The following is a 14,747-nucleotide window of genomic DNA, read 5'->3' as shown; positions in this document are numbered from 1 at the left end:
CGGGCGGCGCCGGCGCGGCGGCCGCCGCCGGACGGGCCCGGCGCGGCGGGCCGAGGCGGCGCATCATGGGCATCTCCACCCAGCGGTGCAGGGCCGCGGCGAGCAGCAGGTTGAGCAGCAGGAAACCGAGCACCACGAGCGGCCCCCGCCACCCGCGCAGCCCCGTGCCCCAGTCCCCGGTGAGCCGCAGCACGGTCGTCATGACCAGCACGTGCACCAGGTAGAAGGCGAACGAGACCTCGCCGAGCCAGACCATCGGGCGGGACCGCCACGGCGTGCGCCGGCCCCGGACGTCGGCGTCCGCGGCGGCGGTGATGACCAGCAGGTAGGCCACCGCGAGCAGGGCCGCCCAGAATTCGGCGCGGATCCACTGCGCGACGACCACCCAGGTCGCCAGGAAGAGCAGGCTGGCGGCGGTCAGGTTCGGCCCCCGCCAGCGGCCCCGGCGGAGCAGTTCGGCGGCGGCCACGCCCATCCAGAACTCGAAGGAGCGGGTGACCGGGAAGACCTGGGTGAACCACCAGCGGCTCTCCTCGGGCACCAGGAGCTGGGCGGGCCAGAGGGCCAGGATGAGCAGCGGCACGGCGACCACCAACGCCCACAGGACGCGGGCGCGTGCCCGGCGCAGCCACGGCAGCACCAGCGGCAGGCAGAGGTAGAAGGCCAGTTCGCAGGAGAGCGACCAGCTCACGGTGTTGACGCTGTAGAAGTAACCGTCGACGGGGATCCACGCCTGGACCAGGAAGAGGTTCCCGATCGCGGCCCACGGGGCGAGCGGGTCGGCGAACCAGAACGCGACGGCCAGCGCCACCACGAAGGTCACCAGGTGGTTCGGGTAGATCTTGGCGAACCGGCGGCGCAGGAAGGTGTGCCCCGGCTCGCCGTCCCGGTACGACCAGACCAGCACGAATCCGCTGAGGATGAAGAAGAACTCCACGCCGGAGAGACCGAGGGCGAACGCCTTGTCCAGCACCGCCTTGACGTCGGGCTCGGCGACGATCCGCATGGTGCCGACGTGGAAGGCGAAGACCAGCAGGGCGGCGATCCAGCGCAGCCCGGTGAGCGACGGCAGCCGGGTGGCGCGGGTGGCCGGGGCGCTTGTCACCGGGGCACCCTACCCGGTGGTAGCCGGGGTCGCCCGACCGACGTGGTGCGGCGCCCGGAGTCGGGGCTGCCGGGTGGGCCGGCTCGGCGGCACAGGACTTCCGTGCGCCGGCACTCGTACGCCTGTTCGAGAGCAGGGTAGGATCGGCGGCGTGTCCGACGTCGCGTACCAGCCCTCGATGCTCGACCTCGCCGAGCTGGGCCCTTCCCTGGGCCCGCTCGCCGGTCGGCTGCGCCGGCACGAGTTGAGCCGGGGCGCCTGGGTCGACCACCTTCCCGGCTGGGTCGCGGGCTCCGACGCGGTGCTCGACACGCTGCTGCACGAGGTGCCGTGGCGGGCCGAGCGCCGCACCATGTACGACGCCGAGGTCGCCGTCCCCCGCCTGCTCTGCTGGTACGGCGCCGGCCGGCCGCTGCCCCACCCGGTGCTCACGGCGGCGCGCGACACGCTCACCCGGCACTACGCCGCCGAATTGGGCGAGCCCTTCGTCACCGCCGGCATGTGCCTCTACCGGGACGGCCGGGACAGCGTGGCCTGGCACGGCGACACCCAGGGCCGCTCCGCGCACACCGACACCATGGTGGCCATCGTCTCGTTCGGTTCGCCCCGGCCGCTGCTGCTGCGCCCCCGGGGCGGAGGCGGGACCAGCCTGCGCTTCCCGCTCGGGCACGGCGACCTCGTGGTGATGGGCGGCTCCTGCCAGCGCACCTGGGAGCACGCGATCCCGAAGACCGCCCGGCCGGTCGGACCCCGGGTCAGCGTCCAGTTCCGGCCCGCCGGGGTGGCCTGACGCCCGAGCCGGGCCCGAGGCCGGGCCGGCGCCGTGCTAGAAACAACTCTCAGGGTCGATCACGCCCCCGTCACCTGACGCGAAGGGCGGCCGATGACCCAGTCCCCCACCTCCCGCTGGTCCCCCTGGACCCTGCACGGCGACGGCCGGGCCGTCACCCCCGGCGACGTGGTCCACCCCGACGAGCGGCTCTCCTGGCCGCGTACGGTCGGCGTCGGCGTGCAGCACGTCGTCGCCATGTTCGGCGCCACCTTCACGGTGCCGCTGATCACCGGCTTCCCGCCGGCCACCACACTCTTCTTCTCCGGGCTGGGCACGCTGCTGTTCCTGCTGATCACGCGCAACCGGCTGCCGTCGTACCTGGGGTCGTCGTTCGCCTTCATCGCCCCGGTGCTGGCCGCCAAGACCGACGGCGGGATCGGCGCCGCGCTCGGCGGCATCGTGGTGGCCGGCGTGGCGCTGGCGCTGGTCGGCACGGTGGTGCAACTGGCCGGGGCGCGCTGGATCGACGCCCTGATGCCGCCGGTGGTGACCGGCGCGATCGTGGCCCTGATCGGGCTCAACCTGGCCCCGGTGGCCTGGGACGGCGGCGGCAGCGGCACCGGGGTCAAGGCTCAACCGCTGATCGCGGTGATCACCCTGGTCGCGATCCTGGTCACCACGGTGCTCTTCCGCGGCTTCCTGGCCCGGCTGTCGATCCTGCTCGGCGTGGTGGTCGGCTGGGTGCTGGCCGCGCTGCTCGGCCGGCTCGACCCGACGGCGGTCACCACGCTGAAGGAGGCCGCCTGGGTGGGCCTGCCGCAGTTCCACGCGCCGAGCTTCGGCCTGCGCGCCGTGGTGCTGGTCATCCCGGTGATCCTGGTGCTGATCGCGGAGAACGCCGGGCACGTCAAGGCGGTCGCCGCGATGACCGGGCGGAACCTGGACCGGGACATGGGCCGGGCGTTCCTCGGCGACGGCGTCGCCACCGTGCTGGCCGGCGCGGGCGGCGGCTCCGGCACCACCACGTACGCGGAGAACATCGGCGTGATGGCGGCCACCCGGGTCTACTCGACGGCCGCGTACTGGGTGGCCGGGTTCGCGGCGGTGCTGCTCGGGCTCTGCCCGAAGTTCGGCGCGCTGATCCTCACCGTGCCGGCCGGCGTGCTGGGCGGCGCCACCACCGCCCTGTACGGCCTGATCGCCGTCCTGGGCGCCCGGATCTGGATCGAGAACCGGGTCGACTTCCACGACCCGGTCAACCTGATGACCGCCGCCGTCGCGGTGATCGTCGGCGCGGCCAACTACACCCTGACCGCCGGGGACCTCTCCTTCAACGGCATCGCCCTGGGCACCGCCGCCGCCCTGGTGATCTATCACGGCATGCGCCTGATCGCCCACCTCCGCGGCACCACCCCGGGCCCCAACCCAGGCCCGGAACCCGAACTCTGACCCCCAGGGTGGGTGGGTGCTGGAAGGGGCCCTGCGGCGCAGCCGCAGGGCCCCTTCCACGCGTGACGGTCAGTCGCGGTCGATCTGGTGGCCGATCACCGTGGGGCCGAGCATCACGGCGAAGCCGGAGCCGTCGCGGCGGGGGTCGGCCGGCGGCAGCTCGACCGGGTCGCCGGTGGCGGTGGCGCCGACCGGGCGCGCGCCGATCCAGGCCACGGCCAGGTCCAGCTCGCCCTTGAGGAACCGCTGGGCGCGCACGCCGCCGGTCGCCCGCCCCTTCGCCGGATACGCCTTGAAGGGCGTCACCTTGACCGTGGCGCCGGTCGAGGTGACCACCATCGGCTCACCGTGGCGCGGGTCGTCGGTGCGGATCGCGCCGAAGAAGACCACCCGCGCCCCGGCCGGCAGGTTGATACCGGCCATGCCGCCGCCCTTGATGCCCTGCGGCCGGACCACGGACGCCGCGAAGCGCAGCAGGGACGCCTCCGAGGAGACGAACGCCAGGGTCTCCGCCCCGTCGGTGAGCCAGGTCGCCCCGACCACCTCGTCGCCGTCGCGCAGCGAGATCACCTCGAACTCGTCCGAGCGGACCGGCCACTCGGGCGCGCAGACCTTCACCACGCCGTGCCGGGTGCCGAGCGCCAGACCGGGTGAGCCCTCGGCGGACGGGCCGAGCGGGGCCAGCCCGACGACCGTCTCGCCGGGCTCCAGCGGCACCAGCTCGGCGGCGGACATGCCGCCGCGCAGCGACACCGTGCCGGACTGCTCGGGCAGCACCGGCAGCGGGAGTACGTCGATCTTGAAGGCCCGCCCGGCGCTGGTCACCAGGAGCACCCGGCCGCGGGCGGTGGAGTGCACCACGGCGCGTACCGCGTCGTGCTTGACCCGGCCGCTGCGCCGGCGCGCCTCGGCGGCCTCCTCCGACTCGGCCGCGGTCCGGGCGACCAGCCCGGTGGCGGAGAGGATGACCTGGCAGGGGTCGTCGGCGACCTCCAGCGGACCGGCCGGCACGGAGGCCGCCAGGACCTCCTTGAGGTCGCCGTCCACCAGGGTGGTGCGGCGGTCGGCGCCGAACTGCCTGACCACGGCGGCCAGCTCGTCGGAGACCAGCTTCCGCAGCACCTTCGGGTCGTCGAGGATCTTCGACAGCTCGGCGATCTCGCCGCGCAGCTTCTCCTGCTCGGCCTCCAGCTCCAGCCGGTCGTACTTCGTGAGCCGGCGCAGCGGGGTGTCCAGGATGTAGGTGGCCTGGATCTCGGAGAGCTTGAACTTCTGCATCAGGCCGTCCTTGGCGGCCTGGGCGTCCTCGCTGGCCCGGATCAGCTTGACCACCTTGTCGATGTCGAGCAGGGCGATCAGCAGACCGTCGACCAGGTGCAGCCGCTCCTCGCGCTTGCGCTTGCGGTACGCGCTGCGCCGGGTCACCACCTCGTAGCGGTGGGCCAGGAAGACCTCCAGCAGCTGCTTGAGGCCCAGGGTCTGCGGCTGGCCGTCCACCAGGACCAGGTTGTTCACGCCGAAGGACTGCTCCAGCGGGGTGAGCCGGTAGAGGTCGGCAAGCAGCGCCTGCGGGTTGACCCCGACCTTGCACTCGACGACCAGCCGGGTGCCGTTCTCCCGGTCGGTGAGGTCCTTGACGTCGGCGATGCCGGTCAGCCGCTTGGTCTTGTTGACCTCGTTGGTGATGGCCGCGATGACCTTCTCCGCGCCCACCCCGTAGGGCAGCTCGGTGACCGTGATGGCCTGCCGGCCCCGGCTGCCCTCCAGCGGGCCGGTCTCCACCCGGGCGCGCATCCGCACCACGCCGCGCCCGGTCTCGTACGCCCGGCGCACCTCGTCGAGGCCGAGCAGCAGCCCGCCGGTGGGCAGGTCGGGGCCGGGGACGAACTCCATGAGCTTGTCCAGCGTGGCGTCCGGGTGGTTGATGAGCCAGCGGGCCGCCTGGACCACCTCGGCCAGGTTGTGCGGGATCATGTTGGTGGCCATCCCGACCGCGATCCCGGACGCGCCGTTGACCAGCAGGTTGGGGAAGGCCGCCGGCAGCACGGTGGGCTGGGTCAGCGAGCCGTCGTAGTTGGGCTCGACGTCGACGGTGTCCTCGCCCAGCTCGCCGACGAGCAGCATGGCCTCGCGGGACATCCGGGCCTCGGTGTAGCGGGCGGCGGCCGGGCCGTCGTCGGGCGAGCCGAAGTTGCCGTGCCCGTCGATCAGCGGCACGTTGAGCGAGAAGTCCTGCGCGAGGCGGACCATCGCGTCGTAGATCGCCGCGTCGCCGTGCGGGTGGTACTTACCCATCACGTCGCCGACGATCCGGGCCGACTTCACGTGGCCCCGGTCGGGGCGGTGGCCCTGCTCGTACATCGACCAGAGGATGCGCCGGTGCACGGGCTTGAGCCCGTCCCGGGCGTCGGGCAGGGCCCGGGAGTGGATGACCGAGAAGGCGTACTCCAGGTAGGAGTCCGAGACCTCGGTGACCAGCGGGTTGTCGAAGACCCGGGCGCCGGCCTGGTCGAAGGCGGAGAGATCCGCCTTGGCGCGGTCGTCCTTGCGGCGTGCCATGGTTCAGCTTTCCCTTCGAAGGACCCGGTGGTCAGGCGTCGATGGCGTCGCGGTCGACCCGGTCGGCCGAGTCGATGAGCCAGTTGCGGCGGGGCTCGACCTTCTCGCCCATGAGCAGTTCGAGGATCCGCTCGGCGGCCTCGACGTCGTCGAGGGTGATCCGGCGGACCGCCCGGGTGGCCGGGTTCATGGTCGTCTCCCAGAGTTCGTCGGCGTCCATCTCGCCGAGACCCTTGAACCGCGGGATGGGCGTGACGATCTGCTTGCCGGCCTTCTCCAGCTTGCGGACCGTCGCCTCCATCTCGGCCTGGGTGTAGGTGTAGACGGTCTGCGGGTTGCGCCCCTTAGTGGTGATCTTGTGCAGGGGCGGCATGGCCGCGTAGAGCCGGCCCGCCTCGATCAGCGGTCGCATGTAGCGGGCGAAGAGCGTGATGAGCAGGGTCCGGATGTGCGCGCCGTCCACGTCCGCGTCGGCCATGATGAGCACCCGGCCGTAGCGCAGCGCGGAGAGGTCGAAGGTCCGCCCCGAGCCGGCGCCGAGCACCTGCACGATCGCCGCGCACTCGGCGTTGTCCAGCACCTGCTGGAGGTTCGCCTTCTGCACGTTGAGGATCTTGCCGCGGATCGGCAGCAGGGCCTGGTATTCCGAGGAGCGGGCCATCCGGCTGGTGCCGAGAGCGCTGTCCCCCTCGACGATGAACAGCTCGCTGCGCTCCACCCCGGTGGCCCGGCAGTCGACCAGCTTGGCCGGCATCGACGCGCCCTCCAGGGCGGTCTTGCGCCGGGCGGCGTCCTTCTGCTGCTTCTGGGTGAGCCGGACCCGGGCCGCGTCGACGATCTTCTGGAGCACCGTACGGGCCTCGGCCTTGGTCTTGCGGTCCTCCAGCCACGCCTTGAGGTGCGCCTCGACCAGGCCCTGGAGCACCTTGGTGATGCCCGCTGTGGAGAGCTCGTCCTTGGTCTGCGAGGTGAACTGCGGCTCCGGGATCCGCACGTGCACCACGGCGGTCATGCCCTCCAGGACGTCGTCCAGGGTGGGCGCGTCCTCCTTGGGCTTCAGCAGGCCACGGGTGTTGCGGGCGGCCTCCGCCAGGGTGCGGGCCAGGGCCCGCTCGAAGCCCTTGCGGTGGGTGCCGCCGTGGGCGTTGCGGATCGTGTTGGTGAAGCACTCGACGGTGCGCTCGTAGCCGGTGCCCCAGCGGAACGCCACCTCGACCTCGGCCCGCCGCTGCACGTTGGACTGCATGACGCCGTTGGCGTCGGCGGCGTTCTCCCGGTAGGTCCCCTCGCCGGTGACCAGCAGGGTGCCCGAGACCGGGCGGTCGCCGGCCGGGGCGAGGTATTCCACCATGTCGGTGAGGCCGTCGGGGAAGTGGAAGCTCTCCTCGACGGCCTTCTCGCCGGTCTCGTCGCGCAGCCGGTAGGCCACGCCGGGCACCAGGAAGGCGGTGTTGCGCAGCTTGAGCCGGACCGCGTCGGTGTCGAGCGCCGCGCCCGTCTCGAAGTAGCGCGGGTCGTGCCACCAGCGGATCGAGGTGCCGGTGCGCTGGCCGCGCTTCATGGCGCCGACGATCTGCAGGCCGGGGCCGGGGGTGAACGGCGCGTCCGGGCCGTCGCCGTCGAAGATCCCGGGTACGCCGTGCCGGAACGACATCGAGTGGACCTTGCCGCCGCGGCGGACGGTGACATCGAACCGCCGGGAGAGCGCGTTGACCGCCGAGGCGCCCACGCCGTGCAGGCCGCCCGAGGTCTTGTAGCCCGAGCCGCCGAACTTGCCGCCCGCGTGCAGCCGGGTCAGCACCAGCTCCACGCCCGAGATGCCGGACTTGGCGTGCACGTCGGTCGGGATGCCGCGACCGTCGTCGTCGACCCGAACCGAGCCGTCGGCGTGCAGGATCACGTCGACCTTCGTGGCGTGTCCCCCGACACCCTCGTCGGTCGAGTTGTCGAGGATCTCGTTGACGAGGTGACCCACGCCACGGCTGTCGGTGGAGCCGATGTACATGCCGGGGCGCTTCCGGACGGCATCGAGGCCCTCCAGGTGCGTCAGGTCGTCGGCCCCGTACAGGGTCTCAGGCTGTGCGGTCAACTGGTCGTACTCCCAGGTCTCGGCGGTGTGGTGCCGGTCACCGTGTCGATCCCCAACTCGATCGCCACGGGCGGCGCGCCGCAGCGAGCCTAGCCCGGCGCTCCGACAGAGCTGTGGCACCCGTGCGGTGCGTTGTCCGGTTAGGCTCCGGGCGGTCCGTGCCGCCGCCCTCGCGAGGGGGGCTGGAGCGAGGAGGCGTCCGTGCGGGACAACGTCGTGAACAGCCGGATGTCTTCCCGGACCGCCGCCGGGGACGACCCGGGCGACCGCTTCGAGCGGCTCTACACCGAGGCCGAACGGGGCGCGGCGGTGGTGCCCTGGGACCGGGACACCCCACACTCGCTGCTCGCCGAGTGGACCGACCGGACCCGACCGGACGCCGCCGGCCGCCGCGCCCTGGTGGTCGGCTGCGGCTTCGGCCGGGACGCCGAGCACCTGGCCCGGCTGGGCTTCGCCACCGTCGCCTTCGACATCTCCCCCACCGCCGTGCGGACCGCCCGCCGCCGCCATGCCGGCTCCCCGGTCCGGTACGAGACCGCCGACCTGCTCGACCCGCCGGGCGCCTGGCTCGACGGGTTCGACCTGGTGCTGGAGAGCATGAACGTGCAGGCGCTGCCGGCCGGGACCCGGGCGCGCGCGATCCCGGCGGTGGGCCGGCTGGTCGCACCCGGCGGGACCTTGCTGGTGATCGCGGCCGGCCGGCGCGACGACGAAGAGGTCGAGGGCCCGCCCTGGCCGCTGACCCGGGCCGAGCTGGACGCCTTCGCCGCCGGGCCGCTCACCCCGGCACGGACCGAGGAGATCGTCGCCCCGGACGGCGGGCTCCGCTGGCGCGCGGAGTTCCGCCGGCCCGCCTGATCCACCCCGCCCACCGCCCGACGCGCCGCGCGTCGGGCCATTGACGTGTGTCACACGGCCGTGGTCTGATCGCCCTCTCAGAGAATCTTTCACATTTCGATGTGTGAGGGGGTCGGGACATGTCCCTGTTCCGTCGTGCCGCGCTCGCGGCGGCGCTGGCCGTCGCCGCGGTGGCGCTGCCGGCCGCCGTGGCGCCCGCCGGGCCCGCCACGGCCGCGCTGCCCACCGCCGCGGTGGCGCTGGGCGACAGCTTCATCAGCGGCGAGGGCGCCGGGGCGTACACGCCGGTGGTCGACGTCGACGGGCTGGCTCAGGGCTTCCCCGGCTGGTCCGCGCCGAACAGCAACGCGTACTTCTGCCACCGCTCGCCGAACGCCTCGCTCTTCCAGGCCGACCTGCCGGGCATCGCCGCCCGCTTCAACCTGGCCTGCTCCGGCGGGCAGCCCTACGACATCGCCGGCGCCTCCGCGACCCGGACCAAGGGCCGGCAGGTGAGCGCCCAGCTCGACCAGCTCCGGGCGGTGGCGCGGACCCACGACATCGACCTGGTGCTCGTCGGCCTCGGCTCGAACAACAGCTCGTTCACCTTCGGCAGCGTGGCGGAGAAGTGCGCCAACCGCTTCATCGCCGACGCCTGGACCGGCTGGTGGGAGTTCTGGGCGTACCTCGGCGGGCCGGTCGAGCAGGAGCCGTGCACGGACGCCGACCTGGCCACCGCCGCGCAGTTCAGCGCCGCGACCGCGGAGACCACCGCGGCGGTCCGGCAGCTGCTCAGCACCCTCGACCAGATCGACGCCGACGGCCAGCACCGGGTGGTGTTCCAGGACTACACCAACCCGCTCCCCACCGACCTGGCCTCGCCCTACTGGACCGAGGACGACCGGGACGACACCCGGGACAAGTTCCGCGCGCTCGGCGCCGAGCGGTACGCGGCCGGCTGTCCGATCCACCGGGGCAGCCTCGCGCCGGGCCAGCGCTTCTCCCAGGGCCTCGGCACCCTGGTCAGCTCGGTCCGGACCACCCTGGCCGCCGAGTTCCCCCAGGACGACCTGGTCTACCTCAACGTGCAGCGCGCCTTCGACGGCGCCCGGCTCTGCGAGTCGGCGGGCAGCCCGGGCAACGCCCTGGCCACCCCGATCCGGCTGATGGACGGCCCGACCGGTGTCTTCGTGACCAGCCTCTCCGGCTACGACAAGCTCGACATCCAGCAGATCGCGAACGCCTGCGGCACCTACTTCCAGACCTGCCAGGAGTCCTGGCACCCGAGCGCCGCCGGCCACCGGGTGCTCGGCCGTTGCCTGACCGGCGCCGCCGCGACCGGCGCCCGGGCGGTCTCCTGCGTCCGCGCCCCGGACGGCACGATCACGGTGAGCTGACCCGCGTCGTGGGGCGTCCCCGGTCGGGGGCGCCCCATGACGGGTCGGGCCGGAGCCGGGACACGGAACTCAGGGGCGGACGGCCGCGCCGAGCACGTGCGGCGACGCGGGACCCGGGATCCCGGCCGGCGGGAAGCGGAACCGGTCCAGCTCGACCACCGTGAAGCCGGCCGCCCGGATCGCCGCCACGGTGTCCCGCGCGGTGTGGCAGCCGGCGCAGCAGAGCGGCCAGAGCGTGGCGTCCGCCACGCGCTGGGCCCGGCGCAGCCCGGGGGTCTCCGCGACGACGTGCTCGTAGAAGCGGAGCTGCCCGCCCGGGCGGAGCACCCGGCGCGCCTCGCGCAGCGCCACCACCTGGTCCGGTACCGAGCAGAGCACCAGCGACAACACCACCGCGTCGGCGCTCGCGTCGGCGACCGGCAGCGCCTCGGCCAGGCCGGCGGCCACGGTCACCGGCACCGGGGCGTCGGGCGCGGCGGCCTGGAGGGCGGCGCGCAACCGGGGCTCCGGCTCCACGGCGAGCACCCCGGTCACGGCGGGCGGATAGTGCGGCAGGTTCCGCCCGTTGCCGGCGCCCACCTCGACCACCCGGCCGCGCAACCCGGCCACCAGGCGACGCCGGTGCGCGGCGGCGCCCGCCCGGTCCATGGCGACGCTGGCCCGGGCGAAGACCCGGGCGAAGATCGGATGCGAGACGGCCATCAGGGGCGCACCGGTGGGGCGCCGAGGGCGAGCAGCAGCGGACCGGCCGCGCCGTCGGCCAGGTCGCCGAGGCGTACCCCGTCGAGCACGGCGAGGAAGGCGGCCTGGGCCCGGCGCAACTCGCCACGCAGCCGGCAGCCGGCGACCAGCGGGCAGGCCGGCTGCTCGCAGTTGACCACCTCGCCGTCGCCCTCGAAGGCCCGGACCACATGGCCCACGGTCAACTCCCCGGCGTGCTCGGCGAAGGCCACCCCGCCGGAGCGGCCCCGGATGGTGACGAGCACGCCGAGCCGCTGCAACCGCTGCACCACCTTGGCCACGTGGCTGCGCGGCAGCGCGAGTTGGGTGGCGAGCTCGTCCACGGTCGTCCGGGCCGGGGAGGCGGCGGTCAGCATGGCGATGCGCAGCGCCATGTCGGTCGACCGGTTGAGCTTCACGCCTCGACCCTAGCCAGCGGTCGCTCGTCGCGACACGGGTCGAACCGCCGTTCCGGGGTGTGACGAGCGCTACCGGGGCCCCGGGACCTTCGACCCTAAAGAGGAATTCGGGATTTCTGTTCAGTGGGGAGCGACCCGTTCGACGCCCCAAGGAGCAATCGTGCTTTCGGAATCCTCAGCAGCGGTGGTGACGGCGACCCTGCCCGCCGTGCAGGCCAACGGCGAGGCGATCACCGGCCGGTTCTACCAGCGCATGTTCGCCGCCCACCCGGAGCTTCTGAACATCTTCAACCGGAGCAACCAGGCCGTAGCCGTCGGCGAGACGCTCCGGCTCAGCCCGCCGTTCGGCGAGGTCAGCGCGCTCGGCGGCGGGGAGCCGCTGCTGCTCGTCAGCGCCGGCATCGGGCTGACCCCGGCCATGTCGGCGCTGGCGCACCTGGCGGCCACCGAGCCCGAGCGGCCGGTGACGCTGGTGCACGCCGACCGGAGCGGCGCCGCGCACGCGCTGCGCCACGAGCTGCCCGCGCTCCAGGAGCGGCTGCCGAACCTGTCGGTGCGCCTCTGGTACGAGGACGCCGCCGGCGCCGAACTGGCCGGCATCAAGGCGGAGATCGCCGAGGGGCTCGTCGACCCGGCGCTGGTCCCGCTCGCCCCCGGCGCGTACGTGCACCTGTGCGGGCCGGTGCCGTTCATGACCCTGGTCCGGGGCGGCCTGCTGCGCCGGGGCGTACCGGCCGAGCGGATCGCGTACGAGGTGTTCGGTCCGGGCATGCTGCGCTGAGGCTCGCGACCGCGGCGAGCGAGCCGGTGTCGGGCAGCGCCCGGACAGCGCGAACGGGGACACGGAACACCTCCCGGTCGGATCGTTGCGGGTACGGGCGCACCGGAGCCGGAGCCAACTGCGCCGCTTTGCCCAGCTTCGCCGCTTCCCGCCGCGCCGACCAGGGGATTTGGTCCCGAATTGGAACCTCCACAACGGAGATTCGTCTTCTCGGAGAAGTCGATGATCTACAGGTTAGGTCGTGGTCGCCAGGGTAGGAACCACTCATGCGCGTCCTTGGAATCAACGCGATCTTCCACGACCCCGCGGCAGCCCTGGTTGTCGACGGCCGGGTGGTGGCCGCCGCCGAAGAGGAACGGTTCAGCCGCCGCAAGCACGGCAAGCGGCCGGTCCCCTTCTCCGCGTGGGAGCTGCCCGAGCTGTCCGCCGCGTGGTGCCTGGCCAGCGCCGGGATCGACGTGGACGGCCTCGACGCGGTCGCGTACTCCTTCGACCCCGGCCTCTGCCGCGACGCGGACGAGCTGGGCCTGAGCGACCCCTGGGACTGGCTGCGGGTCGACTACGCCCGGCGGGCCCCGCAGTTCCTGGCCGCCGCCCTGCCCGGGCTCGACCCGGAGAAGGTGCGGTTCGTGCCGCACCACGTCGCGCACGCGGCCTCCGCCGGCCTGGCCGCCCCGCCGGCCGGCGACGACACCGCGGTGCTGGTGCTCGACGGCCGCGGCGAGGTGGCCAGCCACCTGGCCGGCGTCTACCGCGACGGCCGGCTGTCGCCGCTGCACTCCCAGCAGCTCCCCCACTCGCTCGGCCTGCTCTACGAGGACCTCACCCGGCACCTGGGCTTCCTGCACTCCAGCGACGAGTACAAGGTGATGGCGCTGGCCTCCTACGGCCGGCCGAAGCACCTGGGCATGCTCCGCGAGCTGGTGCGGGTCACCGACGGCGGCTTCCAGGTCGAGCGGATCGACTGGACGAGCATGGCCAAGGCGGTCGCGGCCGGCGGCGAGCTGGCCGAGGAGCACGCCGACCTGGCGTCCAGCGTGCAGGCCCGGCTCGAGGAGGTCGTCCTGGACCTGTCCCGCTGGCTGTACGACGCCTCCGGCGGCGCCCCCACCCTGGCCGTGGCCGGCGGGGTGGCGCTGAACTGCGTGGCCAACGCCCGGCTCGCGGCCGAGGGGCCGTACCGGGACGTCTGGGTGCAGCCGGCGGCCGGCGACGCGGGCACCGCGCTCGGCGCGGCGCTGCACGTGGCCGGCGAGCTGGGCGACCGGTCCGTCCCGATGGCCGGCGCCGACCTGGGCCGGGGCTGGTCGGACGAGGAGCTGGAGGCGGAGCTGCGCCGGGCGGCGCTGCCGTACACCCGGCCGGCGTCGATCGCCGCCGAGGCGGCCCGGGTGCTCGCCGACAACGGGATCGTCGCCTGGTACCAGGGGCGCAGCGAGTACGGTCCGCGGGCGCTCGGCCACCGGTCACTGCTGGCCCACCCCGGCGACCCGGACACCACCCGCCGGATGAACGACGTCAAGGGCCGCGAGCAGTTCCGGCCGATCGCCCCGATGGTCCGCGCGGAGCGCTTCGCGGAGCTGTTCGACGGGGTCTACCCCAGCCCGTACATGCTCTTCGTGCACCGGGTGAGGCCGGAGTGGCGGGACCGGATCCCGGCGGTCACCCACGTCGACGGGACCGCCCGGGTGCAGACCGTGCACCCGGAGACCGAACCGGTGGTGGCCGAGCTGCTGGCCGAGTTCGAGCGGCGCACCGGGCTGCCGGTGGTGGTGAACACCTCGCTGAACACCGCCGGGCGGCCCATGGTGGACACCCCGCGCGAGGCCATGGAGCTGTTCGGCTCCGCGCCGGTGGACCTGCTCGCCCTCGGCCCGTTCGCGGTGCACCGCCGCGCGCTGGGCGGCGCCCGATGATCAGTGTGGTGGTGCCCACGCTGGGGCGGCCCAGCCTGGCCACCCTGCTCGACGCCCTGGCCGGCCAGCTCGACGAGCTGCCCGGGGCCGAGGTGCTGCTGGTCGACGACCGGCGCGACGACACCGGGGAGCTGGCGGTGCCGGGGGCGCTCGCGGCGTACACGAAGGTGCTGACCGGGCGCGGCGCGGGCCCGGCGGCGGCCCGCAACCTCGGCTGGCGGGCGGCGCGCGGCGAGTGGGTGGTCTTCCTCGACGACGACGTGGTGCCGGCGCCGGACTGGGTCCGGCGGCTGCGCGCCGACCTCGCGGTGACCGGCGGGACCGGCGGCGTGCAGGGCGTCGTGGACGTCCCGCTGCCCGCGCACCGGCGCCCCACGGACTGGGAACGCGGCACCGCCGGCCTCGCCGAGGGACGGTGGATCACCGCCGACATGGCCTACTGCCGGACGGCGCTGGCCGCCGTCGGCGGCTTCGACGAACGCTTCCCGCGCGCCTACCGGGAGGACGCCGAGCTGGCCCACCGGGTCCGGCGCGCCGGCTGGGGCCTGGTCCAGGGCCGGCGCCGGGTCACCCATCCGGTCCGGCCGGAGAGCCGGTGGGTCAGCCTGCGCACGCAGCGCGGCAACGCCGACGACGCGCTGCTGCGCCGGCTCTACGGCCGCGGCTGGCGCGCCGACCTCGACCTGCCCCCGGGGCGGCGGCC

Annotated in this window: 12 protein-coding genes; 7 read left to right on the top strand and 5 right to left on the bottom strand. The window is 73.9% G+C overall.

The features are described from left to right. On the bottom strand, window positions 1-1,105 hold a 1,105-nt coding region (locus B0E53_RS22605), incomplete at its 3' end, for an acyltransferase (protein ID WP_107077895.1). 151 nt (window positions 1,106-1,256) lie between these two features. On the opposite strand from B0E53_RS22605, the gene B0E53_RS22600 reads away from it, so the two are divergent. Next, window positions 1,257-1,895: an alpha-ketoglutarate-dependent dioxygenase AlkB gene (locus B0E53_RS22600; protein WP_107077894.1), complete on the top strand. Its 639-nt coding sequence runs from the start codon at window positions 1,257-1,259 to the stop codon at window positions 1,893-1,895. A gap of 93 nt (window positions 1,896-1,988) precedes the next feature. Beyond that, entirely contained in the window at window positions 1,989-3,326 is a 1,338-nt protein-coding gene (locus B0E53_RS22595) for a solute carrier family 23 protein (RefSeq protein WP_107077893.1), read from the top strand. A gap of 69 nt (window positions 3,327-3,395) precedes the next feature. On the opposite strand, the gene B0E53_RS22590 is transcribed toward B0E53_RS22595, so the two are convergent. Both B0E53_RS22590 and B0E53_RS22585 read right to left on the bottom strand, forming a co-directional pair. Beyond that, window positions 3,396-5,885, bottom strand: coding sequence for a DNA topoisomerase IV subunit A (locus B0E53_RS22590; RefSeq protein ID WP_107077892.1), 2,490 nt, complete (start codon window positions 5,883-5,885; stop codon window positions 3,396-3,398). Window positions 5,886-5,916: 31 nt separating this feature from the next. Next, a complete protein-coding gene (locus B0E53_RS22585) occupies window positions 5,917-7,974 on the bottom strand; it encodes a DNA topoisomerase IV subunit B (RefSeq protein WP_107077891.1) in 2,058 nt (685 codons plus the stop codon). A gap of 201 nt (window positions 7,975-8,175) precedes the next feature. Here B0E53_RS22585 and B0E53_RS22580 point away from each other — a divergent pair, with 201 nt between their 5' ends. Next, a complete protein-coding gene (locus B0E53_RS22580; protein WP_246835546.1) occupies window positions 8,176-8,832 on the top strand; it encodes a class I SAM-dependent methyltransferase in 657 nt (218 codons plus the stop codon). Window positions 8,833-8,951: 119 nt separating this feature from the next. Further along, the gene (locus B0E53_RS22575; protein ID WP_107077890.1) at window positions 8,952-10,208 is read left to right on the top strand and encodes a hypothetical protein; all 1,257 of its coding nucleotides are present in this window, start codon (window positions 8,952-8,954) and stop codon (window positions 10,206-10,208) included. Between the two features lie 69 nt (window positions 10,209-10,277). Here the strand turns inward: B0E53_RS22575 and B0E53_RS22570 are convergent, their stop codons facing one another. Together B0E53_RS22570 and B0E53_RS22565 are read right to left on the bottom strand one after the other, a co-directional pair. Beyond that, window positions 10,278-10,910 carry a class I SAM-dependent methyltransferase gene (locus B0E53_RS22570; RefSeq protein WP_107077889.1) on the bottom strand — a complete coding sequence of 211 codons (633 nt, stop codon included), beginning with the start codon at window positions 10,908-10,910 and terminating at the stop codon, window positions 10,278-10,280. Next, the gene (locus B0E53_RS22565; RefSeq protein ID WP_107077888.1) at window positions 10,910-11,347 is read right to left on the bottom strand and encodes an Rrf2 family transcriptional regulator; all 438 of its coding nucleotides are present in this window, start codon (window positions 11,345-11,347) and stop codon (window positions 10,910-10,912) included. Before B0E53_RS22565 ends, B0E53_RS22570 begins: the two co-directional genes overlap by 1 nt. Before the next feature lie 160 nt (window positions 11,348-11,507). On the opposite strand from B0E53_RS22565, the gene B0E53_RS22560 reads away from it, so the two are divergent. The 3 genes from B0E53_RS22560 to B0E53_RS22550 form a co-directional block, all read left to right on the top strand. Next, window positions 11,508-12,128: a globin domain-containing protein gene (locus B0E53_RS22560; RefSeq protein WP_107077887.1), complete on the top strand. Its 621-nt coding sequence runs from the start codon at window positions 11,508-11,510 to the stop codon at window positions 12,126-12,128. 266 nt (window positions 12,129-12,394) lie between these two features. Next, window positions 12,395-14,044 carry a carbamoyltransferase C-terminal domain-containing protein gene (locus B0E53_RS22555; RefSeq protein ID WP_107077886.1) on the top strand — a complete coding sequence of 550 codons (1,650 nt, stop codon included), beginning with the start codon at window positions 12,395-12,397 and terminating at the stop codon, window positions 14,042-14,044. Beyond that, window positions 14,041-14,747, top strand: a 707-nt coding sequence (locus tag B0E53_RS22550) for a glycosyltransferase (RefSeq protein ID WP_107077885.1), incomplete at its 3' end; no start/stop codon positions are given. The genes B0E53_RS22555 and B0E53_RS22550, both read left to right, overlap by 4 nt.

The organism is Micromonospora sp. MH33 (assembly GCF_003013775.1).
Lineage (GTDB): Bacteria > Actinomycetota > Actinomycetes > Mycobacteriales > Micromonosporaceae > Micromonospora > Micromonospora fulviviridis.
The sequence above is the reverse complement of the archived record's forward strand: the minus strand, read 5'-3'. Positions and strand labels throughout refer to the sequence as shown.